The organism is Granulibacter bethesdensis (assembly GCF_001889525.1).
Classification (GTDB): Bacteria; Pseudomonadota; Alphaproteobacteria; order Acetobacterales; family Acetobacteraceae; genus Granulibacter; species Granulibacter bethesdensis_C.
On record NZ_CP018192.1, the window covers coordinates 681,119 to 701,911 of the forward strand.

Consider the following 20,793-nt stretch of genomic DNA (forward strand, 5'->3'; position numbering starts at 1 on the left):
GCCCTTCGCCGCAGCGGGAAAGGGGCATTCCCACCCGTTGATCGCTTGTTCCTGGAAGTAACATGGCCCGCATTGTCATGAAATTCGGCGGCACATCCGTCGGTGATCTCGACCGCATCCGCAATGTCGCGCGTCTGGTCAAACGCGAGGTGGATGCCGGGAATGAGGTTTCGGTCGTCGTCTCCGCCATGTCTGGCGTGACCAACCAGCTGGTCGGCTACTGCCAGTCCCTGTCGCCGCTGCATGATGCGCGGGAATACGACACGGTCGTGGCCACAGGGGAGCAGGTCACCACCGGGCTGCTGTCGATCGCGTTGCAGGAGGCAGGCGTGGATGCCCGCTCCTGGCTTGGCTGGCAGTTGCCGATCCGCACCGATAATGCCCATGGCAAGGCCCGTATCGAAAGCATTGAGGGCGGAGAACTGATCCGCCGCATGCAGGCCGGTCAGGTGCCAGTCGTGGCGGGTTTTCAGGGGATTGGCCCCGATCACCGTATCACCACGCTCGGCCGTGGCGGCTCCGACACTTCGGCGGTGGCGGTGGCGGCGGCAGTGCGGGCGGATCGCTGCGACATTTATACCGACGTGGATGGGGTCTATACCACCGATCCGCGTATCGTTTCCCGCGCCAGAAAGCTGGATCGTATTTCGTACGAGGAAATGCTGGAACTGGCCTCTGTCGGCTCCAAGGTGCTGCAAACCCGCAGCGTCGAGCTGGCGATGAAGGAACGGGTACGCGTCAGGGTCCTATCCAGTTTCGTGGATCCTGAAGGCGAGAATGTCGGCACATTGGTAGTGGATGAGGACGAGATCGTGGAAAAGGAAATGGTGTCCGGCATTGCGTATTCGCGGGACGAGGCAAAGATCACTGTCCGGCGCGTGCCGGACAGGCCCGGCGTGGCGGCACATGTGCTGGGACCGCTGACGGAAGCCAATGTGAATGTGGACATGATCGTCCAGAACGTGGCGGAAGATGGCACCACCGACATGACTTTCACCGTTGGCACTTCAGATCTGCCGCGCGCGCAGGCCGCGTTGTCGGCGGCACAGGTGGAGATTGGCTTTGCGGAAATGAGTGCTGATCCCCAAGTGTGCAAAATCAGCGTGGTGGGTGTCGGCATGCGCAGCCATGTCGGCGTGGCAACCACCATGTTCCGCACGCTGGCGGAAAAAGGGATCAACATTCAGGTGATCTCCACCAGCGAGATCAAGGTCAGTGTGCTGATTGCCGAGGAATATGCGGAGCTTGCAGTGCGCGCCCTGCATACTGCGTATGGTCTGGATGCGGCCTGATCGCATGACGGATATCACTCAGACCAGTAACGCAGCCGCTCTCGACCCTCGTAGTCTGGCTGCCGCCAGTGTCAGGCTGGAAGAGCTGTGGTCCCGCGGGACGGAATTTCTTGGTTCCCGGTACGCCATTCTCGGCGGTGCAATGAGCTGGGTCAGCGAGCGGCACCTTGTCTCCGCCATTTCCAATGCGGGTGGTTTCGGCGTGATCGCTTGCGGCTCCATGATGCCGGACCAGCTTGCAGCGGAGATTGCCGCCACGCAGGCGCTGACCGACCAGCCTTTTGGCGTCAACCTCATTACCATGCATCCGGCGCTGGATGATCTGATCCGCGTGTGTCTGGAGGCGAAAGTCGGCCATATCGTGCTGGCAGGCGGATTGCCGCCGGGCGGCGCCGTGCGTGCGGTGAAGGATGGCGGCGCGAAGCTGATCTGCTTTGCGCCTGCCCTGGTGCTGGCGAAGCGTCTGGTTCGCTCCGGTGCAGATGCGCTGGTGATCGAGGGGGCAGAGGCCGGGGGGCATATCGGTCCCGTTTCACTGACCGTTCTGGCGCAGGAAATTCTGCCTCATCTACGGGATGTGCCGGTGTTTGTCGCTGGTGGTCTGGGCCGGGGTGAAGCGATCCTGTCCTATCTGGAAATGGGGGCTTCTGGCGCACAGCTCGGTACCCGCTTTGCCGCCACGCGTGAAAGCATTGCGCATGAGAATTTCAAGCGGGCTTTCTACCGCGCCAATGCGCGCGACGCGCTGCCGAGCGTACAACTGGATGAGCGCTTCCCGGTTATTCCCGTGCGGGGGCTGATCAATGAAGGTACCCGCCAATTCATGCGTCATCAGTTGGAAACCCGTGACCGCTTCCTGTCCGGGGAACTGACGCGGGATCAGGCTCAGCTTGAAATCGAGCATTTCTGGGCCGGAGCGCTGCGTCGCGCCGTCATTGATGGGGATGTGGAACATGGCTCGGTCATGGCCGGGCAGTCGGTCGGTATGGTGACGGGTGAGCAGGCCATTCCAGAGGTCATCGCAGAATTGGTGGAGCAGGCTGTTTCCGCCATAGCGCTGCGCAGCCTGTAATCCAGGCCGGGTTTCTCACCAAATACGGGCTATTCGGCAGCATCTTCTCCTGTGAGAGACTGCCATATGGCTTTCGTTGACCGATCGGTCATGCAACATTGTCTTTCGTGATTCGCGACAGGACGCGGCGATGGACAGGACAGGGCGGCAGAGGATGCGCTGGGCGGAGCAGGGGAGCGACAGCTTCCTGTTCCTCCTGCTGCACGTCCGGCGCCTTTATCGGCCTTTTGGGCCGGGCCTGATATTGCCCCTGATATTGCCATGGTGATGCGCCCTCCTGCCGCACCGCGCCGCCTGTTGGCCCGGTTGCGGGCGCTTATGGCTGGTGATGAAGCACCGTTGGCAGAGCTGGTGCGTCTTGTTGCGTCCGAACTCGTCAGCGAAGTCTGTTCGATTTACGCGCTGCGGCCCGGCGAAATTCTGGAACTGGTGGCGACTGAGGGATTGTATCCCGATGCGGTTGGCCGCACCCGGTTGCGGCTGGGCGAAGGAATTGTCGGCATCGTGGCCGCGTCCGGTCACTTGCTCAATCTGCCCGATGCGCAGAATCATCCGGCCTTTGCCTATCGGCCTGAAACGGGGGAGGAGCTTTATGCCTCCCTGCTGGCGGTTCCAGTGCGTCGGGGAGGCCGGGTTCTGGGCGTGCTTGCCGTGCAGAACAGGGCGGTCCGGCGTTACACCGAGGATGAGGTGGAGGTGCTGGAAACCGTCGCCATGGTGCTGGCGGAATTGTTTGCCGCCACGACACAGGATGGCGCGGAGACGATTTTCACCACGACGGTCCAGCGTCGCTTCGTCGGCACCCGCTTGATGGGGGGGATTGCGGTGGGGCCGGTGATCCTGCATGGCGCCGGGCCTCCGCCGCGTAATCTTCTGGCGTCTGATCCGCAGGCTGAGATGGAACGGCTGATGGCAGCCGCTCGCCGCATGCAAAGCGGCCTTGATGAGCTGATCGAGCAATCCCTGTCCTCGGTCAGTGAGGCGGAAAGTGCCGAAGATGGCGTATCACTGGATGAAGGCGCTCTTTCCGAGGGTGCAAAAGCGGCCTCGAGGGAGGTAATGGAAGCCTATCGGCTGCTGGCTGCGGATAGCGGCTGGCTGCGCCGGGTACGGGATGCAGTTGGCAGTGGTCTGACCGCAGAGGCGGCGGTACATCGGGTCAGCGGTGAAATCCGCGAGAAAATGCGCAAGATCGCTGACCCGTATATGCGGGAGCGTCTGGCCGATATGGAGGATCTGGCCCTGCGTCTGCTGGCGGTGCTGGATGGGGCGGAGCATGGGCCGGTACCACCCGGTGCCATTCTGGTGGCACGGCGTCTTGGGCCAGCGGAACTTCTCAACTGGCACGGCAGGGGTATTGCGGGGGTCGCGATCGAGGAAGGCACGACAGGTGGTCATGCCGCGATCATCGCCCGTGCGCTTGGCCTGCCTGCGCTCGGCGATCTGCCCAATCTGATGGATGCGGTGGACGAGGGCGATACGGCCATTGTCGATGCCGAGCAGGGGCTGCTGATCTTCCGGCCCGAGGAGGAAATGCGGATCGCCTATTTGCGGGCAAGGGAGGCATCACAGGCCAAACTGGCGCATTGGGCAGAGCTGCGGGAGCGTCCTTCCCGAAGCAAGGACGGTACGCCGTTTACCCTGATGCTGAATATGGGACTGACGCTGGAGCTGGATCAGCTTGACCTTACCGGCGCTGCTGGTATCGGCCTGTTTCGGACCGAAATCGCGATGCTGGCTCATGGTCGCATGCTGGATTCGCGGGAACAGGCGGAGATTTACGATCGTGTGCTGACACAGGCGGGGGATCGTCCTGTCATGTTCCGTACGCTGGATCTTGGTGGTGACAAGATGCTGGCTGAATCTGGGGCGTCAGTTGAGGAAAACCCGGCCATGGGCTGGCGCTCCCTGCGTGTCGGGCTGGATCGTCCGGCGGTGATGCGGCGCCAGTTGCGTGCTTTGATTCAGGCGGCTTGCGGGCGGCCTTTATCGATCATGTTCCCGATGGTGGCAACACTGGCCGAATTCCGTGCCGCGCGAGCACTGTTGCAAGCCGAAATAGAGCGTGCCGATATTCCGCCAGCAACGCTGGAAGTCGGCTCCATGCTGGAAGTGCCATCTCTGCTGTGGCAGCTTTCTGATCTCCTGGCCGAGGTGGATTTTCTGTCCATTGGCACCAACGATCTGCTTCAGTTTCTGTTTGCGGCGGATCGCGGTACACCTGCGCTGGCCGGACGATATGATTTTCTGTCTCCTGCCATGCTTGATCTGCTGGAAGAAGTCAGTATTGCTGCCCATAATACAGGCTGCCGCCTCTCTGTCTGTGGCGAGGCGTCATCACGACCTCTTGAGGTGCTGGTCATGGCAGCGCTGGGTATATCAACATTTTCCATGTCTGCTTCTGCTTTCCCTGCGGTGAAGGAAGCCGTATCGCTGTGTGATCTTCCGGCCTTGCGGCGCGTTCTGATGTCTATTCGCGGGGGAGAGAAGGGGGCGGCCTCCTATCGTGAACCTCTGGTTTCATGGTGTCGGGAACAGGGGCTGGATATTTGATTGTTGGTGATATCTGCTCGCGATAATGGGAAAGACCGGGCATGCCGGATATTATGACAGCCTGTTGGCAAGCATCGCGGACTGGGATTAGATGCAGCACCTGTGAAGGGTGGTCTGTTCGCCAGGAGTATCCATGAGGGGATCTCCATGAGAGGCGTCGTTTTACGTGCTGGCTCTACTCTCCTCGTTCCCTCATGCTGGGCCTGATCCAGATGCCAAGTTTTTCAAAGCCGTGCGAGCGATCATATTGGGTATCATCGGGGCTGGCTGTTTCCATGCCTGAGGTCGGGGGCTCTGCGACATGGGTATGAGAGGATTGTCTGGTGACACCGTGACCGGGAATGCCCAGACTGTCGGCGGTGAACTGCGCGCTGTGCGTGAACATCTGGGTTGGGCGTTGGAAGATATAGCGGCTTCACTCCGTATACGGACAGCCTATCTTCTGGCCATTGAGGAAGGCCGGATAGGGGATCTGCCCGGCACCACCTATGCGATGGGCTTCGTGCGCACCTATGCCGCCAGTCTCGGGCTCGATCCTGATGAGACGGTGCAGCGCTTCAAGACCGAGGCGGGGGCGAGCCATCATCAGCAGGAGCTTCATTTTCCAGCCCCCGTGCCGGAACGTGGTGTTCCCGCGGGAGCAGTTGTGCTGCTTGGGGCCGTGATCGCTGTTGCAGGTTATATCGGCTGGTACAAACTATCGGCCAATCATCCTGTGCCGGATGCGGTGCAGGAGGTTCCAGAGCATCTCGCGCCGCTGGCCCGCAAAGAGGAAGCAAAGACGCCGGTCGCCAGCCCCCCGGCGGCGTCTGCAACTTCGCAGGCGCAGCCTTCTGCACCGCCCTCGGCGTCCTCTGCGTCTCCTGCCCCGGTGCCTGGCGCAGAGACGCATGCGGCCCAGATACCATCGAACGGACCGGCATCGAATGGACCTGCCGGCGCACAGGCTGAAACGGCTGGTGCATCACCGCCATCCCACCCTGCTGAGCATCAGGCACCCGGGTACCAGACATCGGAGCGGACAGCGGATGCTCCCATTATGTCACCGTCTGCTATGCCCCCTGCCTCATCGCAGCCCTCTCTTGCTGCGGGCCAAACCACCCCATCCCCTGGGCAATCCCCTGGGCCGGACGGGGTAAAGCCTGTCGCGTCGGGGGCGGATAAAACGCTGCATGGCATTGTGCTGAAAGCCAGTGCCGATGCATGGATGCAGGTAAAATCCCAGAATGGCACGATCCTGTTGAACAAGGTTATGCATGCCGGCGAAAGCTGGGCCGTGCCGGAGGCTCAGGCCGGGCAGGGACCGCTTCTGCTGACCACCGGCAATGCCGGGGGCACTCAGATTGTGATGGATGGGCATGATCTGCCTCCTCTGGGTAACAATGGTGCCGTCCGCCGCAACGTGCCGCTGGAAACCGAGGCGCTTCAGAAAGCGGCACCGTCAGCCATACCGGACCAGTCTCGTTCTTCTGTCGGATCCTCTGTTGGATCCTCTGGCAGATCCTCTGTTTCTCCTGAACCTGCCCATGATCGGTCATCCACTGTGTCCTCTCCGGCACCACGGACAGAGGATCAGGATAATTCAGCGGATTAGGGGCAGCCATGACGTGGCTTTTGTGGCACAATCCATGGAAGTGACCCATTTTAAGGGTGTGCGTCCACTGGGGCGCCATCGTGTCGTATTGGCGTGAATTGGAGCAGGCTCAATGAGCTATCGTCCCTATCAGCAGATTGAGCGGCGTAAATCCCGGCAGATCCATGTCGGCAAGGTAGCCGTGGGTGGAGATGCGCCCATCAGCGTGCAGACCATGACCAATACGCTGACGACCGATGCGGAAGCGACGATTGCCCAGATTCGCCGTGCCGAACTCGCCGGTGTCGATATCGTCCGGGTCTCCTGCCCTGATCAGGAAAGCACCATCGCGCTGAAGGAAATCGTGCGCGAGGTGAATGTGCCCATCGTGGCGGATATCCATTTCCATTATCGCCGCGCCATTGAGGCGGCCGAAGCCGGTGCAGCCTGTCTGCGTATCAATCCCGGCAATATCGGCAGTGCCGAGCGTGTTCGGGAAGTGGTGAAAGCCGCCCGCGATCATGGCTGCGCCATCCGTATCGGGGTGAATGCCGGTTCGCTGGAGCGGCATCTGCTGGAGAAATACGGCGAACCCAATCCGGATGCGCTGGTGGAAAGCGCGCTGGAACATGCCAAGATTCTTCAGGATCACGATTTCCACGAATTCAAGATCAGCGTGAAAGCCTCTGACGTGTTTCTGGCGGTGGCGGCTTATCAGCAACTGGCCGAAGTCTGTGACCATCCCTTGCATATCGGCATTACCGAGGCCGGTGGCCGCCGTACCGGCACAGTGAAATCCGCCATTGGACTCGGCAATCTGCTCTGGGCGGGCGTGGGCGATACGATGCGTGTCTCTCTCTCCGCCGAGCCGGAGGAAGAGGTGCATGTCGGCTGGGAAATTCTAAAGGGCCTCGGCCTGCGCCATCGTGGCGTGAAGATCATCTCCTGTCCGTCCTGTGCCCGTCAGGGTTTCAACGTGATCGAGACCGTAGCCGCGCTGGAGGAACGTCTGGCGCATATTCAGACTCCGCTGACGCTCTCGATCATCGGTTGTGTGGTCAATGGTCCTGGTGAGGCGCTGATGACGGATATCGGCCTGACCGGCGGCGGCGGTGGCCGCCACATGATCTACAATGCGGGTAAGACCGATCATACCATTGCTGCCGACGGCATGGTCGATCACATCGTCACGCTGGTGGAAGAAAAAGCCGCCCGCATTGTTGAAGAAGAGGCTGCCGCCAAGGCCGCGGCCGAGCAAGCCGCTCAGGAAGCCGCGCTTCAGCACGAAACCGTTTAGTCCGGCTCCGTTCTGTTTCCGGCGCGGGGCGCAGGCTCCGCGCCTTTTTCGTGTCTATCCATCACCCGAGTGTATCGAGACCGCATATGGCCGCCTTGCAACCCCCCAGAGGCACTCATGATCTGATCGGAGAAGATCAGCGTCGTTATCGCCATGTCGTGGAGACCGCCCGCCGGATCGTAGGGCTGTATGGTTTTGACGAATGGGCCACGCCGGTTTTCGAAGATACGAAAGTCTTCAGCCGCACTCTTGGTGAAACGTCTGACGTGGTGACGAAGGAGATGTACACCTTCACCGATCGCGGCGGCGAAGGGCTGACCCTCCGGCCGGAGGGAACGGCGGCTATCTGCCGTGCTCTGGTCACCAATGGCCTGACCCAGTCCCTGCCGCAGAAAGTGTTCTATGCCGGGCCGATGTTCCGCTATGAACGGCCCCAGAAAGGGCGCTATCGCCAGTTTCATCAAATCGGGCTGGAACTGATCGGTGCGGCCGAACCGCTGGCGGATGCGGAGGCGATTGCCTGCGGTTGGCAGATCCTGAACGCGCTGGGCATTGGTGGCAGCGTGGTGCTGGAACTGAACACACTGGGCGATAAAGCCAGCCGCGATGCCTATCGCGAGGCGCTGGTGGCCTATTTTTCGGCGCAGCGGGAGTCTTTGTCGGAAGAGAGCCGCACCCGGCTGGAGCGTAACCCGCTGCGGATACTGGACAGCAAAAATGAGGGAGACCGTGCGCTGATTGCTGAGGCGCCAGTGATTTACGAGCATCTGACAGAAGAGGCCGCCACGTTTTATGCCGGGCTGAAGCGACATCTGACGCAGCTTGGCGTGCCGTTCCGGGAAAATCCGCGCATCGTGCGAGGGCTGGATTACTACAATCATACGGCCTTTGAATTCGTCACGGATGCGCTGGGATCACAGGGCACTGTGCTGGCCGGTGGCCGTTATGACGGTCTGGTGGCGGAGATGGGTGGTCCTGCTACCCCCGCCGTGGGCTGGGCTGCCGGGATCGAGCGCCTGTCCATGCTGTTGGCTGAGCCGCCTGCTGCACCGGCACCGGTTGCGGTGGTGCCCGTGGGTGAGGAAGAAGAAGCGGCGCTGGATGTGGTGCAGAGCTTGCGGGCGGCTGGATTGCGGGCGGAAATGGCCTATCGCGGCAATCTGAAGCGCCGCATGGAACGTGCCAACAAGGCAGGTTCCTGGGCCGCGGTTATCCTCGGCACGGAGGAGCGGGCGAGGGGCGTGGCACAGGTCAAGGACCTGCGCACCGGTGAACAGCAGGAAGTGGCGCTGGATGGTCTCGCTACATGGCTGCTGGCGCGTGGGGTGGCATGAGTTTTACAGCAAATCTCGACCGGATTGTTGCGCGGGCCGAGGAGTTGCGGGCTTCCCTGTCCGAAGGGCTGAATGGCGACAGCTTCGCAGCGGCCTCGCGGGAGCTGGCGGAGCTGGAGCCGGTTGTGGCCCGGATCGAGGAGCTGTGGGCGGCGGAGCGCGGTCTGGCTGAGGCGGAGGCCATGCTGGCCGATCCCGATATGCGGGAACTGGCCGAGAGCGAAGCTGAAATCCTGCGTGAAAAATTGCCGTCCCTGACAAAGGAAATCCGGATCGCCCTGCTGCCGAAGGACGAGGCGGATGAGCGTTCGGCCATTCTGGAAATTCGTCCTGCGGCGGGGGGGGATGAGGCAAGCCTGTTCGCGGCACAGCTTTTTTCCATGTATCAGCGTTATGCGGAAATCCGAGGCTGGCGCTTCGAGATTCTCGAATATGACGATACCGGTCTTGGTGGATTGAAGGGCGGTATGGCTGAAATCACCGGCCGGTCGGTTTTTGCGCGGCTGAAATATGAAAGTGGTGTGCATCGTGTTCAGCGTGTTCCGGCAACGGAATCACAGGGGCGTATCCATACCTCCACCGTGACCGTCGCGGTGCTGCCGGAGGCGGAGGATGTGGATGTGCAGATTGATGAAGGCGATCTGCGCATCGACGTGTATCGTGCATCCGGCGCGGGCGGCCAGCACGTCAATAAAACCGAAAGCGCTGTGCGCATCACCCATCTTCCCTCCGGTATCGTCGTGGCGATGCAGGAGGAAAAGAGCCAGCACAAAAATCGCGCCAAGGCGATGAAGATTCTGAAAGCACGCCTGTATGAACAGCAGCGTGCCGCCCTGCATGCCAGCCGTGCGGCTGATCGCCGGGCCCAGGTGGGAACTGGGGATCGCAGCGAGCGCATCCGCACCTATAATTTTCCGCAAGGGCGCGTGTCGGATCATCGCATCAATCTGACGCTGTACAAGATTGATCGTGTCATGCTCGGCGAGCTTGATGATTTCGTCGATGCCCTGACAGCAGAGGATCAGGCTGCCCGTCTTTCCGCACAGGAGTTATGATGACACAGACGCATGCTGCACAGGCCGCACATATCGAACGGCAATTCGGCACCCGTGCCGATGCCTATGTGAGGAGTGATGTGCATGCGAAGGGTGCTGATCTGCACCGTCTGGCCGATGTGCTTGAACCGTACCGGGGCGGTGTGATGCTCGATCTCGGCTGTGGTGGTGGGCATGTTTCCTTTACGGCAGCCCCATTGATGCAGCATGTGGTGGCCTGTGACCTGTCTCCCCGTATGCTGGAGGCGGCAGCGGCGGAGGCAGCCCGGCGGGGGCTGCATCATATTGAAACAGTGTCTGGCATGGCGGAGGCTTTGCCATTTGCGGATCATCATTTCGATGTCGTGGCCAGCCGTTACAGTGCCCATCACTGGCCCGATTTCGAGGCCGGATTACGGCAGGCCTACAGGGTTCTGAAGCCGGGTGGTCTCGCGGTGTTCATGGATACGGCGGGATTTCCCGATGCCGCCGCCGATACGGTCTTGCAGAGCATTGAATTGCTGCGTGATCCCTCCCATGTCCGTAATCGCACTCTGGTGGAATGGGTGGCGGGGCTGGAAAGGGCCGGTTTCCTCATTGAGGAAGCACGCAGCGACACTCTGAACATGGATTTTGCAGCATGGTTGGCGCGTATGGCGACGCCGTCTGTGCATGAAGCCGCCATCCGCGCATTACTGAGGGGGCTGCCGCAATCCATGCGTGTGCGAGTGGGGGTGCAGGATGAAGCCATTTCAAGCTGGGCGGTGCCGATTGTTTTTCTGATCGCGCGCCGGGCAGTGTGAGATCGTGTCCGAGACGATCCGCGTAGCATTGAACCGGGCCGCCTCGGCTCTGGCTGCGGCGGAGGTGGAGTCTCCGCGGGCAGAGGCACGGCTGATGCTGGGGATGCTGCTCGGGCTGGATGCGACCGGGCTGCTGCGCGACAGCGAGCGGGAGGTGACGCTGCCCTTACTCGACGAATGGATCGAGCGCAGGGCGAAGCGGGAGCCGCTGGCTTATATTTTGGGCGTGCGGGAGTTCTGGGGCCTGTCTTTTGCGGTGACGCCTGACACGCTGATTCCGCGGCCGGATACGGAAACGCTGATCGAGTATGCGCTGGCATTGCGCCCTCCGGTGCAGGGAGGGGTGCGACGTGTGCTTGATCTGGGAACCGGCACGGGATGCCTGCTGTTGGCGGCGCTGCATGAATATCGACAGGCCACGGGTCTGGGTATCGACCGTAAACAGGCTGTTGCTGCGTTGGCCCGTCGCAATGCGATTTCTCTTGGCGTGGCGGATCGGGTAGCATTCTGTGTAGGGGATTGGGCCTCCTGCTGTGCGGACAGGTTTGATCTGGTCCTGTCCAATCCGCCCTATATTCCCGATCGGGATATGGCGGGGTTGATGGCAGATGTTCGTGATTATGAACCTGCCTCCGCCCTTGCTGCCGGGGAGAGAGGTATGGAGGCCTATCGCGGGATCATTCCCTCTTTGCCGGATCTGCTGACACCATCCGGTGTCGCGATTCTGGAGCTGGGGATCGGGCAGGAGGCCGAGGTTGGAGCCTTGGCGGCACAGGCGGGGTTACGCGTTATCGGGTGCCGCGTTGATCTGGGTGGTATTGCCAGAGCGCTGGCGCTTGGTCTTGATATGATCGGCCTCTCACCAGAATGACGTGTGGTTAAAAAGTGTCGTCAGAGGATCTTCCGCAAGGCTGCACGATAGGTTTATGTGGTATGCATTGACTTGACGGATAAAATTGCCCCAGAACAATTCTGTGGGCAGCTTCGCGGCGGTCGGGGCGGCAGGATTGGATCGATTTATCCAGCTTTTGCAGACTCTATGATCCGGTGAAGTTCTGGATGAGCCGAAAGGCAGTCATCTGATTCTCCGGGCAATGGCGTGAAAAGTGCTTTTGGCAGCCCGCCCATGAACTGGAATGCAGAAACGGCCCGGACGGAGGAGCTAGCTCCGTCAGGGCTTATACAGCGCGGTCGGGCGTCAGAGGACACTGGCTTGCGCAGTCTGGCAAAAGCAAAGCGAACGGGAATCGCGACGGCAAACGCATGAATATGAAACGTATGCGCGGACGGAACCATCGCGGCGGCGGTGGGGGCGGCGGTGGTGGTGGTGGCGGAATGCGCCACCACAATAATGGTAATATTCCGCTGAACCGGAACCATGTTTTCGACAGTAATGGACCCGATGTCCGCGTACGTGGCACGGCACAGCAGCTGTTCGAGAAATATCTGCAACTGGGTCGTGATGCGACCAGCAGCGGAGACCGTGTGACGGCAGAAGGATATTTCCAGCATGCCGAGCATTATTTCCGCATCATGAATGCGATGCTGCAGGCGCAGCAGCAGAATCAGCAGAATAATGGCGGCCACCATAACGGCAACCAGTCCTATAACGGTCAGAACGGCAATGGCGGAGGCCATTCAGGCTACGGCCAGTATACGTCTTCCCAGCAGCAGGATGGTCAGGAACGTTCGTTCGATCGTCAAAACGAGCGGTTCGATCGCTCCCGGGATGAAACGTCACAGGGCGAGGGCGGTAACGCCGCGCATGCTGCACCGGAACGGCAGACTCTTGATCTGTCGGTCCAGCAGCCGGAGGCCATGGTGTCTGCCGTTACCGAGACACAGCCCGATGTGCCGCCGGTTGATCTGCATCCCCGTTCAACTCATCAGACTGAAGAAGAGTCTGCTATGGCTCCTCGTCCTCGGGGCCGTCGACCGGGTCGTCCACGCACACGGCATATCGCGCCTGAAGGCGTAGGTGATCAGCCGGAACTCTCTGCCACCCCCGTGGATGCCGGGGAAGCCTGAGAGCATCTTTAAGATCTGCTATGAACCAGCAGAAAAGCTGTCAGCCCAGGCTGGCAGCTTTTTTTGTCGCGGTAACAGCCCCCAAAATCATAAGCAGACTTGTGCTGCGTGATGCGGCCCATCATACAGGGCGCGGGAGACAAGCTCCGCTTCCGCGCCGTGGATCAGACCGAGACGCAGGAACAGGTCGATCAGCACCAGATTGACATTGAACTTGAACTCATCCGTCTCGGCGACGATCTCCATGGCGCGTTTGACCGGCATTAGTTCGAACCCGGCGGATTCTCCGTCTCCGGCGTGAGGGATGAAGCTTTCCGGCAGGTCCAGATCGAAGCAGTGCAGCACGTCACGCCGCAGCCCTTCCGGTCGTTCCAACCGGTAGGTCAGCACAGCCACCTTGCGCGCCTGACGGACCAGTGTCTCGGGAATGGAAGCTTCTTCGGCGGCTTCCTTGATCAGGGCATCGAAAGGGGCGTGCCCGGCGGGAATACCGCCTGCCGCGAGGTGATCAAGCTTGCCGGGGTCGAGCGGACGGGTGGCACTGCGGCGGGAGACCCATAAATGCAGCCCATCCGGACGATGCACCAGCCCGTTCGCATGCACGCCTTGCGCCAGCACGCCGAGCATGGGCAGAACTCCACGATCAAGCTGGAACAGAACCGGGCCGTCAATCGTTTCCCTGATGTCGAAAGGTTCATCCCGCCATAGAAAACGGGTGCTTCGATAGAGTGCCCTTTCCAGTAGCGCAGGCAGGTCCGGGTTGTCACCGCTCAGTGTCACCCCATCTTTGTCGAGCTGCAGAGCATGGGCAGGTAATTCTTGCTGTGCCTTCTTCAATGCAGGCAGCAGATGGGGGGACACCCATCCGATCTGACGTTCTCCCAGCCTGAAGGGTAGAAAATGGCCCGGCAGTACAAGAGAGCGACAGGCGGCGACAGGGCGTAAAAAGGGACTCATGAACGGCGCTCTGCTGCTGACATGTGTTTCTGATGGATGGAGGCGCGGGGTAGGTTATGTCAATGACCGGGGTGGCAGGATCGGGCTGCCAGACTGCGCGATAAGTCTTTAAACAAGGGAAGGAGCAGGACCATTTCCACGATACCGAGAGCGCCGGCATCTGCTCAGGATTCCGTACGGCCGGCCGGGCAGTTACCGCCGCCACGCAATGTCTGGGCGACGATCCGCTCGCTGCTGCCCTTTCTTTGGCCGAAGGATAATGTCGCGGCCCGGACGCAGCTGGTTGCGGCAATGGCGGCTCTGATCCTGTCGAAAGTGGCAATGGTTTATGTGCCGGTCCTCTATAGTCAGGCGGTGGATGCGCTGACGCCGCACGGACCGCAGGGGCTGATTTATCTGCCTTTGGCTCTGGTGGCGGGTTATACGCTGCTGCGGGTGGCAGGGGCTTTGTTCGGGGAGCTTCGCGACGCGCTGTTCGCACAGACACAGGCGCAGGCCTCCCGCATGCTGGGGCTGGAAACGTTTCGCCATCTGCATACGCTGTCGATGCGGTTCCATCTGGACCGGCAGACCGGTGGGTTGGGCCGCAACATCTCTCGCGGGGTAACGGCGGTCGAGCAGGTGTTGCGTTTCGCGGTGTTCAACATCCTGCCGACACTGATCGAAATCCTGCTGGTGATCGGAATTTTATGGGCGCTGTTCGACTGGCGTTTCGCGCTGGTCGCTTTCGCGGCAGTGGGGATCTACATCCTGTTCACGGTCGGTTTCGCCAGTTGGCGCATCCGTTTTCGGCGTACCATGAACGATATGGACACGGAAACGCAGAACCGTACCGTGGACAGCCTGCTGAATTTCGAAACCGTTAAATATTTTGGCAATGAGGCGCTGGAAGCTGAGCGCGTCGATGAAAGCCTGCGCCGCTATGCCCGCTCCATGGTGAAAACGCAGATTTCCTTGAACCTGCTGAATATCGGGCAGGCGGTGATCATTTCCATTGGGCTGGGGGCCATCATGCTGATGGCAGCGCAGGGCGTGGTGGAGGGACGTTATTCGGTGGGCCGGTTCGTGCTGGTCAATACCTATCTGATGCAGCTTTATCTGCCGCTGAACTTTCTGGGCTTCGTCTATAACACCATTCGCCAGGGGCTGGTGGATATGGAGCAGATGTTCCGCCTGATGGAGGTGGAGCAGGAGGTCCAGGACCGTTCCGGCGCGCTCACCCTGCCAGCTACGCTCGACGGAGGCGCGCCCGCCTCACTGGTGTTTGATGATGTCTGGTTCGGCTATCATGAGGAGCGCCCGATTTTGCGCGGTGTTTCCTTTGCGGTGCCGCCGGGTGGAACGCTGGCGATTGTCGGGCCGACCGGAGCCGGCAAATCGACCATCAGCCGCCTGCTGTTCCGTTTCTATGATCCGGGACAGGGCAGGGTAATGATTGATGGACATGACATTCGCGATTTCACCCAGCAAAGCCTGAGAGCCGCCATCGGCGTGGTGCCGCAGGATACAGTGCTGTTCAACGACACGATTCGCTATAACATCGCTTATGGTCGCCCTGGTGCGTCGCAGGCAGAGATCGAGCATGCTGCACGGCTGGCGCAGGTGCATGACTTCGTTTTGCGCCTGCCGGAAGGCTACGATACCAGAGTTGGCGAGCGGGGTCTGAAGCTTTCCGGTGGCGAAAAGCAGCGTGTCGCCATTGCGCGTACGATCCTCAAGAATCCCCGTATCCTGATTCTGGATGAGGCGACCAGTGCGCTCGATACCCGCACAGAGCAGGAGATCGGTGCGGCTCTGCGGGCTGTTTCACAGGCGCGGACGACACTGATCATTGCCCATCGTCTTTCCACGGTGGTCGATGCGGATAGCATCATCGTGCTGTCGGAAGGGACAGTGATCGAGCAGGGAACCCATGCCGCGCTGCTGGCAAAAGCAGGTGTCTACGCGCATATGTGGGACGCCCAGCAGGAACAGCCTGCCGATCTGGTCCCGGTTTGAACCTGAAGCCGCTTCGGCCGATAAGAAGCGCCATTATGAACGAGGAACGCATCATGGCTACAGAGGAAACACAGCATGAGCACGACGCACAGGATGACATGCTGCCGCAGGATCTGAGCCATGCGGGTGCGGTGGTCGATCAGGCCATTGCCTTCATGACCGACAAGCAGCTCAATTCGCTGTCGATTGCATCGGCCTTGCTGAGCGGCTCCCTGTCGATGCTTGGCCGTTCCCTGGATGATTCCAGCGTGATTGCGGTGCTGGAGAATGCTATTGCCAGCGTCCGTTCCGGAGAGTTGAAGCGTCTGCGGGAGGCAGCGGCCAATTCTTCCGGCCGTGCCTGATCATCGAGTCGTCTGGGTGCAAAGGTCCGGCACTGTGTGAGACTGATGGCTGCCCGGCGCTTTTAAGGGGCGCCCCGATGACAGTTTGCTTGACGCAGAGGCTTCGCTTCGCCATAAGGCGCCTTCCGAAAGAACCTGGTCGGCGCAAGCTGACCCTTTCCGCATGGGATTTGATCATGTCGCGTCGCTGCCAGATCACGGGCAAAGGCGTGCTGACCGGCAATAATGTCAGCCACGCCAACAACAAGACCCGTCGTCGTTTTCTGCCGAATCTGCAGGTCGCTGGCCTGCTGTCCGATACGCTGGGTACCTCCGTCCGCCTTCGTCTGTCCACCCGTGCGATCCGCACCGTGGAAAAGAACGGCGGCATTGATGCCTTCCTGCTGGGCACCCCGGACCGCCAACTGCCGACCGAGGCTCTGGAACTGAAGCGTCGTATCACGCGCGCTCAGGCCAAGAAGGCTGAGGTTGCCGCCTGATCTATTCAGGCCGGCTAGGCTGACTGCAAAAAAACCGCCGCGGCATTTGCCCGGCGGTTTTTTTTTATGTCTTGAGCGTGATGTCCGGTGAAGGCAAAATTGGCTCGCAGCTTGCTCTTGAATTGGCAATCAGCAATAGAAAGTTTATTCTTTTAAGAGAGCGCCTTTATTTTTTCAGACTCAGGAATTTTACAGATGGTTGCGATCACAGGCTCATCCACCGTGTTGTCTGCCTATGGTCAGGCTGTCGCCAATGTTCTGGATAATAGCGGCGCAACCACAGCCTATGTTTATCCGACCATCCTTCAGGATGGGACGCTCTCTGTCATATCCGCGACTCCCATCATCGACCTGACATCTGCAACACCTTACGGATACGCGGATTGCTCCAGCTGGGTTCATTATGTCATGAACACGCTGGCGCCGGTACAGGATGCCTATGTGCAGGCGCTGAGAAATGCTCCGCTCTATAATCAGACGGTAACAGCCTACGGCGGTCAAACAGTCGTGCTGAACGGCTCATTCCAGCCATGGGCGCAGGCCAATGTTCTGCAGGATGCCTTCGCTTCGGCCAGTGCGGGCACAAACGGGCTTCAGACAATTGACGTCAATAATGCCTCGGTGGGTTTGACGGCATTACAGGCGGGGGATCTGATTGCTTATTCCACCGGAATCTATACCGATCCTGATGCTGCCAACGCATCGACCAATCCGGAGCTGAATGCGACGGGGGATACCGGGCATGTCATGGTGGTCAGGGATACGCCGACGACCGTGCCTGTTTCCTCATTGCCTTCTGACCAGCAAACAGCCCTTGCCGCTGCCGGCGTAGTGACAGTGTATGCTGTTAATGTCATTGATAGCAGCGATGTTCCACATGCCAATGATTCCCGCCCGGAAAACAGCGGCAATCACTATGTGCAGCGGGTTCAGGACGGTATTCTCCCTGCTGCTGCTTCTATCCATGCTGGTGGCATCGGCATGGGAACGCTGTATTTCGGTGCGACTGCCAGCGGACAGATTACTCATCTGATGTTCCGTGACGATTTTGGATGGCATCCAACCAGCAGTGCTCCGTCTGCATTGAAACTTTCTGCGGCTCGTCTGACAGGCAGTGTCGATCTGGATGCAGTATTGGCCAATCTGCGGAGTGCGGGGGTGACGGTCTCGGATAACCGCCTGATTGTCACGGTTGACCCCAACGCGGCCACGACGATTGCAGGTAATACCTATGCAATGACCACCAACCTGACGGGCTCTGCCGGGTTGCTGGTGCAGGGTGGCGGGACGCTGACGCTGAATGGTAACAGCACCTATAGCGGTGGCACTGTGCTGAATGGGGTGACGCTGAATGTCACCACGGCAACCGGTGCGGGCACCGGCGGTATTTCTACCCGGGCAGGCAGCAGCAACACAATCTGGCTGCATAGCGGGAAGGAAGCCATTACCGCCAATGGTGCCGACACCATTCATGCTGGTGCCGCTGAAGTCGCGTTGAATGGCACTGGTACATTTCTGTTCATGGGAGGAAGCGGAGCCTCGACGGTTTCCGGTGGTTCAGGTGCGTCTACCCTGCTCGGTGGTAGTGGCGGCGGTGTTTATAGTGCTGCTGCATCAGGCATTGTTGCGGCGAGCGGTAATACGACTTTGGTGGGCGCGGGCCATAACAGTCTGCTGTTTGGCGGAGAGTCCGGCACTGTCATGTTCGGTTCCGGTACGGACACGCTCGTTGGCGGATCAGGGCAGGGGGTGCTGGTCAGTAACGGTGGCAATGCGATTGTAACCGGCAGCGGGCAGTCCAGCGTGTTTGGCGGACAGTCCGGTCAGGATACGGTGGTGTCGGCTCAGGGAAGCAACACTGTCATTGCCGGGGCGGGGAATATGGCGCTGGTTGGTGGAGGCAACACGACCTTGTGGGGTGGTTCCGGTAACACCGAACTCTGGACGGGCGCCGGGTCGATGCAGGCTGCGTTGGGCAGCGGACAGAATGCGATCTTTCTCGGCAGTGGCGCGGCCACTGTCTTCGCCGGGACCGGTCAGGACGTGTTTCAGATGACCAAGGGACAGACTGGCGGCAACACCCGGATCTACGGGTTCAATGCGGCAGCGGACACGGTCCGGCTCAGCGGTTATGTGGCGGGGGATGTCTCCATCGCGGTACAGGGCGGCAGCAGCGTCATGGCGCTGGCGGATGGTGCGACAGTCACTTTTGTCGGCGTGACCGGGCTGCACTGGCAATCCTCCTGAACAGCCAGAAAGCTGCGGGGCTTAAGCCTCGCAGCCAGCCTCCCTCAATACTTCAACGACTGCATCCTGCGGCACGTCGCGGCTTGTGAAGGCCCGCCCGATCCCTTGTGCCAGCACAAAAGCAAGTTTGCCGTCCCGCATTTTCTTGTCGCGCTGCATATGGCCGATCAACTGCTTGGCGGAAAAGCGGCGGTTGAGCATGGACAACTCGGCAGGCAGCCCGACCGAGGCGACATGGGCGATGACCCGGTCTGCATCCTGGCTCCGGCAATGGCCGAGTTTGGCGGAGAGGCGGAATGCCAACCCCAGCCCCACCGCCACGCCCTCCCCATGCAGGATGGTGCCGTAGCCTAAATCGGCCTCAAGTGCATGGCCGAATGTATGACCCAGATTGAGCAGGGCGCGGCCGTCATTCGGCTTTTCCTCCCGCTCATCATCCCCCACAACCTGCGCCTTGAAGGCGCAGGCGCGCATGATGGCTTCAGCCTGGCTGTCGCGTTCCCCTGTGGTGACGGCTTGTCCATGGGCTTCGCACCATTCGTAGAAGGCGGCATCGCCGATCAGCCCGGCTTTCACGATCTCCGCATAGCCGGCCAGCACTTCCCGATGTGGCAGGGTGCCGAGCGTCGTCGTATCCGCCAGTACCAGACGGGGCTGATGGAATGCGCCAAGCAGATTTTTACCATACGCGGTGTTGATCCCTGTCTTGCCTCCCACACTGGAATCGACCTGTGACAGCAGGGTGGTGGGAATCTGCACGAAAGGCAGGCCACGCAGGGTTGCGGCAGCGGCAAAGCCCGCCAGATCGCCGACGACGCCGCCACCGAGGGCGATCACGGTGGTTCGGCGCTCTACCCCGGCAGCCAGCAGCCCGTCGGTCACACGGCCAAAGACCTCCAGAGATTTTGAAGTCTCTCCCGGTGGTACGACGATGCTGTCTGCCTTGATCCCGGTTTCCTCCAGACCTTTCAACAGGATCGGCAGGTGAAGGGCGGCGACGGTCTCATCGGTGACGATTATCGCCCGTTTCTGCGGAATATGCGGGATCAGCAACGCTCCGGCACGGGAGAGCAGGGATTCGCCGATCACCACATCATAGCGATTGGCGGTCAGGCTGACGGTCAGCCTGCGTGGAGGCTGATATTCCTGAAGATGATGCAGGACGTTATCAGTGGTGCCATCCTGACTGTCATCGCCGCAATCCACGATCAGATCAGCCTCCGCATAGACGGGATGCCGCTCATTGATCAGCCGTTGCAGGATATCCGCTGGATCGCCCTGATTAAGCAGCGGCCGATGCGTGCGGCCGGAGACACGTTTCAGCAGCACCGGCAGGCGACAGCGTAGCCAGATGCTGACAGCGCCCTCCCTGATGACGCGTCGGGTTTCGGGGTCCATGAAGGCGCCGCCGCCAGTGGCGAGCACGAGGGGTTCCTCTGACAGGAGCCTGCGTACGACGCGGCGCTCCCCTTGACGGAATCCTGATTCACCATGGCGGGCAAAAATTTCCGCGACGTTGCAGCCCGCTGCGCGCTCAATCTCCGCATCCGCATCGCGGAACGGCATTCCGAGTCGGGCGGCCAGACGGCGTCCAATGGAGGTTTTTCCAGCTCCCATCAGACCAACCAGCACGATGCTGCGGCCTTGCAGCCAGGCCGGGGGTGTCACGGAATCACGGAGAGAAGGGGCAAGGGCAGAGTTGCGTGTCATGATTGCGGAGGCTAGCACAGGCACACGGTTTTGTCCGCCTCTCCGCCTTTTTTCCGTGATCGGAAGCGATGG

15 protein-coding genes and 1 pseudogene are annotated in these 20,793 nt (G+C 60.4%); 14 read left to right on the forward strand and 2 right to left on the reverse strand.

Features of this window, described 5'->3' with window-relative positions; translation table 11 throughout:
- The first annotated feature begins 62 nt into the window (after nucleotides 1-62).
- From GbCGDNIH6_RS03125 to GbCGDNIH6_RS03170, 10 genes and pseudogenes are all read left to right on the forward strand, one after another.
- Nucleotides 63-1,292 carry an aspartate kinase gene (locus tag GbCGDNIH6_RS03125; protein ID WP_072562808.1) on the forward strand — a complete coding sequence of 410 codons (1,230 nt, stop codon included), beginning with the start codon at nucleotides 63-65 and terminating at the stop codon, nucleotides 1,290-1,292.
- A gap of 4 nt (nucleotides 1,293-1,296) precedes the next feature.
- Nucleotides 1,297-2,364 (forward strand): NAD(P)H-dependent flavin oxidoreductase, encoded by a 1,068-nt coding sequence (locus tag GbCGDNIH6_RS03130; RefSeq protein WP_095413429.1) that lies wholly within the window; start codon nucleotides 1,297-1,299, stop codon nucleotides 2,362-2,364.
- 261 nt (nucleotides 2,365-2,625) lie between these two features.
- Nucleotides 2,626-4,917, forward strand: coding sequence for a phosphoenolpyruvate--protein phosphotransferase (locus GbCGDNIH6_RS03135; RefSeq protein ID WP_072562809.1), 2,292 nt, complete (start codon nucleotides 2,626-2,628; stop codon nucleotides 4,915-4,917).
- 307 nt (nucleotides 4,918-5,224) lie between these two features.
- Entirely contained in the window at nucleotides 5,225-6,511 is a 1,287-nt protein-coding gene (locus GbCGDNIH6_RS03140; RefSeq protein ID WP_072562810.1) for a helix-turn-helix domain-containing protein, read from the forward strand.
- 112 nt (nucleotides 6,512-6,623) lie between these two features.
- Nucleotides 6,624-7,787 carry a flavodoxin-dependent (E)-4-hydroxy-3-methylbut-2-enyl-diphosphate synthase gene (ispG, locus tag GbCGDNIH6_RS03145; protein ID WP_011631311.1) on the forward strand — a complete coding sequence of 388 codons (1,164 nt, stop codon included), beginning with the start codon at nucleotides 6,624-6,626 and terminating at the stop codon, nucleotides 7,785-7,787.
- Between the two features lie 86 nt (nucleotides 7,788-7,873).
- The gene (gene hisS, locus GbCGDNIH6_RS03150; RefSeq protein WP_072562811.1) at nucleotides 7,874-9,121 is read left to right on the forward strand and encodes a histidine--tRNA ligase; all 1,248 of its coding nucleotides are present in this window, start codon (nucleotides 7,874-7,876) and stop codon (nucleotides 9,119-9,121) included.
- Complete coding sequence (gene prfA / locus GbCGDNIH6_RS03155; protein WP_072564294.1) at nucleotides 9,118-10,176, forward strand: peptide chain release factor 1; 1,059 nt, start codon at nucleotides 9,118-9,120, stop codon at nucleotides 10,174-10,176. Before hisS ends, prfA begins: the two co-directional genes overlap by 4 nt.
- Nucleotides 10,176-10,958: a class I SAM-dependent methyltransferase gene (locus GbCGDNIH6_RS03160; protein ID WP_232449933.1), complete on the forward strand. Its 783-nt coding sequence runs from the start codon at nucleotides 10,176-10,178 to the stop codon at nucleotides 10,956-10,958. The genes prfA and GbCGDNIH6_RS03160 overlap by 1 nt, the downstream gene beginning before the upstream one ends.
- Before the next feature lie 4 nt (nucleotides 10,959-10,962).
- Nucleotides 10,963-11,829: a peptide chain release factor N(5)-glutamine methyltransferase gene (gene prmC / locus GbCGDNIH6_RS03165; RefSeq protein ID WP_072562813.1), complete on the forward strand. Its 867-nt coding sequence runs from the start codon at nucleotides 10,963-10,965 to the stop codon at nucleotides 11,827-11,829.
- A gap of 392 nt (nucleotides 11,830-12,221) precedes the next feature.
- Nucleotides 12,222-12,530, forward strand: a pseudogene (locus GbCGDNIH6_RS03170) (DUF4167 domain-containing protein); the annotation flags it as partial.
- A 543-nt stretch (nucleotides 12,531-13,073) separates the two neighbouring features.
- Here GbCGDNIH6_RS03170 and GbCGDNIH6_RS03175 read toward each other — a convergent pair.
- Nucleotides 13,074-13,943 carry an NUDIX hydrolase gene (locus tag GbCGDNIH6_RS03175; RefSeq protein ID WP_072562814.1) on the reverse strand — a complete coding sequence of 290 codons (870 nt, stop codon included), beginning with the start codon at nucleotides 13,941-13,943 and terminating at the stop codon, nucleotides 13,074-13,076.
- A gap of 291 nt (nucleotides 13,944-14,234) precedes the next feature.
- Here GbCGDNIH6_RS03175 and GbCGDNIH6_RS03180 point away from each other — a divergent pair, with 291 nt between their 5' ends.
- The 4 genes from GbCGDNIH6_RS03180 to GbCGDNIH6_RS03195 all read left to right on the forward strand — a co-directional run bounded on the left by GbCGDNIH6_RS03180 (nucleotide 14,235) and on the right by GbCGDNIH6_RS03195 (nucleotide 19,011).
- Nucleotides 14,235-15,941 (forward strand): ABCB family ABC transporter ATP-binding protein/permease, encoded by a 1,707-nt coding sequence (locus GbCGDNIH6_RS03180; RefSeq protein WP_232449935.1) that lies wholly within the window; start codon nucleotides 14,235-14,237, stop codon nucleotides 15,939-15,941.
- A 35-nt stretch (nucleotides 15,942-15,976) separates the two neighbouring features.
- Nucleotides 15,977-16,285 carry a hypothetical protein gene (locus tag GbCGDNIH6_RS03185; protein ID WP_232449936.1) on the forward strand — a complete coding sequence of 103 codons (309 nt, stop codon included), beginning with the start codon at nucleotides 15,977-15,979 and terminating at the stop codon, nucleotides 16,283-16,285.
- Nucleotides 16,286-16,461: 176 nt separating this feature from the next.
- Nucleotides 16,462-16,764, forward strand: coding sequence for a 50S ribosomal protein L28 (gene rpmB / locus GbCGDNIH6_RS03190; RefSeq protein ID WP_025286128.1), 303 nt, complete (start codon nucleotides 16,462-16,464; stop codon nucleotides 16,762-16,764).
- Between the two features lie 195 nt (nucleotides 16,765-16,959).
- Entirely contained in the window at nucleotides 16,960-19,011 is a 2,052-nt protein-coding gene (locus GbCGDNIH6_RS03195; RefSeq protein ID WP_072562816.1) for a beta strand repeat-containing protein, read from the forward strand.
- A gap of 21 nt (nucleotides 19,012-19,032) precedes the next feature.
- Here GbCGDNIH6_RS03195 and aroB read toward each other — a convergent pair whose 3' ends face one another.
- The gene (aroB, locus tag GbCGDNIH6_RS03200; protein WP_408874839.1) at nucleotides 19,033-20,721 is read right to left on the reverse strand and encodes a 3-dehydroquinate synthase; all 1,689 of its coding nucleotides are present in this window, start codon (nucleotides 20,719-20,721) and stop codon (nucleotides 19,033-19,035) included.
- Between the last annotated feature and the right edge of the window lie 72 nt (nucleotides 20,722-20,793).

Coding starts and splice junctions, on each gene's coding strand:
- GbCGDNIH6_RS03125 (WP_072562808.1), top strand. CDS start 63: ATGGCCCGCATTGTCATGAAATTCGGCGGCACATCCGTCGGTGATCTC.
- GbCGDNIH6_RS03130 (WP_095413429.1), top strand. CDS start 1,297: ATGACGGATATCACTCAGACCAGTAACGCAGCCGCTCTCGACCCTCGT.
- GbCGDNIH6_RS03135 (WP_072562809.1), top strand. CDS start 2,626: ATGGTGATGCGCCCTCCTGCCGCACCGCGCCGCCTGTTGGCCCGGTTG.
- GbCGDNIH6_RS03140 (WP_072562810.1), top strand. CDS start 5,225: ATGAGAGGATTGTCTGGTGACACCGTGACCGGGAATGCCCAGACTGTC.
- ispG (WP_011631311.1), top strand. CDS start 6,624: ATGAGCTATCGTCCCTATCAGCAGATTGAGCGGCGTAAATCCCGGCAG.
- hisS (WP_072562811.1), top strand. CDS start 7,874: ATGGCCGCCTTGCAACCCCCCAGAGGCACTCATGATCTGATCGGAGAA.
- prfA (WP_072564294.1), top strand. CDS start 9,118: ATGAGTTTTACAGCAAATCTCGACCGGATTGTTGCGCGGGCCGAGGAG.
- GbCGDNIH6_RS03160 (WP_232449933.1), top strand. CDS start 10,176: ATGACACAGACGCATGCTGCACAGGCCGCACATATCGAACGGCAATTC.
- GbCGDNIH6_RS03175 (WP_072562814.1), bottom strand. CDS start 13,943: ATGAGTCCCTTTTTACGCCCTGTCGCCGCCTGTCGCTCTCTTGTACTG.
- GbCGDNIH6_RS03180 (WP_232449935.1), top strand. CDS start 14,235: ATGGCGGCTCTGATCCTGTCGAAAGTGGCAATGGTTTATGTGCCGGTC.
- GbCGDNIH6_RS03185 (WP_232449936.1), top strand. CDS start 15,977: ATGAACGAGGAACGCATCATGGCTACAGAGGAAACACAGCATGAGCAC.
- rpmB (WP_025286128.1), top strand. CDS start 16,462: ATGTCGCGTCGCTGCCAGATCACGGGCAAAGGCGTGCTGACCGGCAAT.
- GbCGDNIH6_RS03195 (WP_072562816.1), top strand. CDS start 16,960: ATGGTTGCGATCACAGGCTCATCCACCGTGTTGTCTGCCTATGGTCAG.
- aroB (WP_408874839.1), bottom strand. CDS start 20,721: ATGACACGCAACTCTGCCCTTGCCCCTTCTCTCCGTGATTCCGTGACA.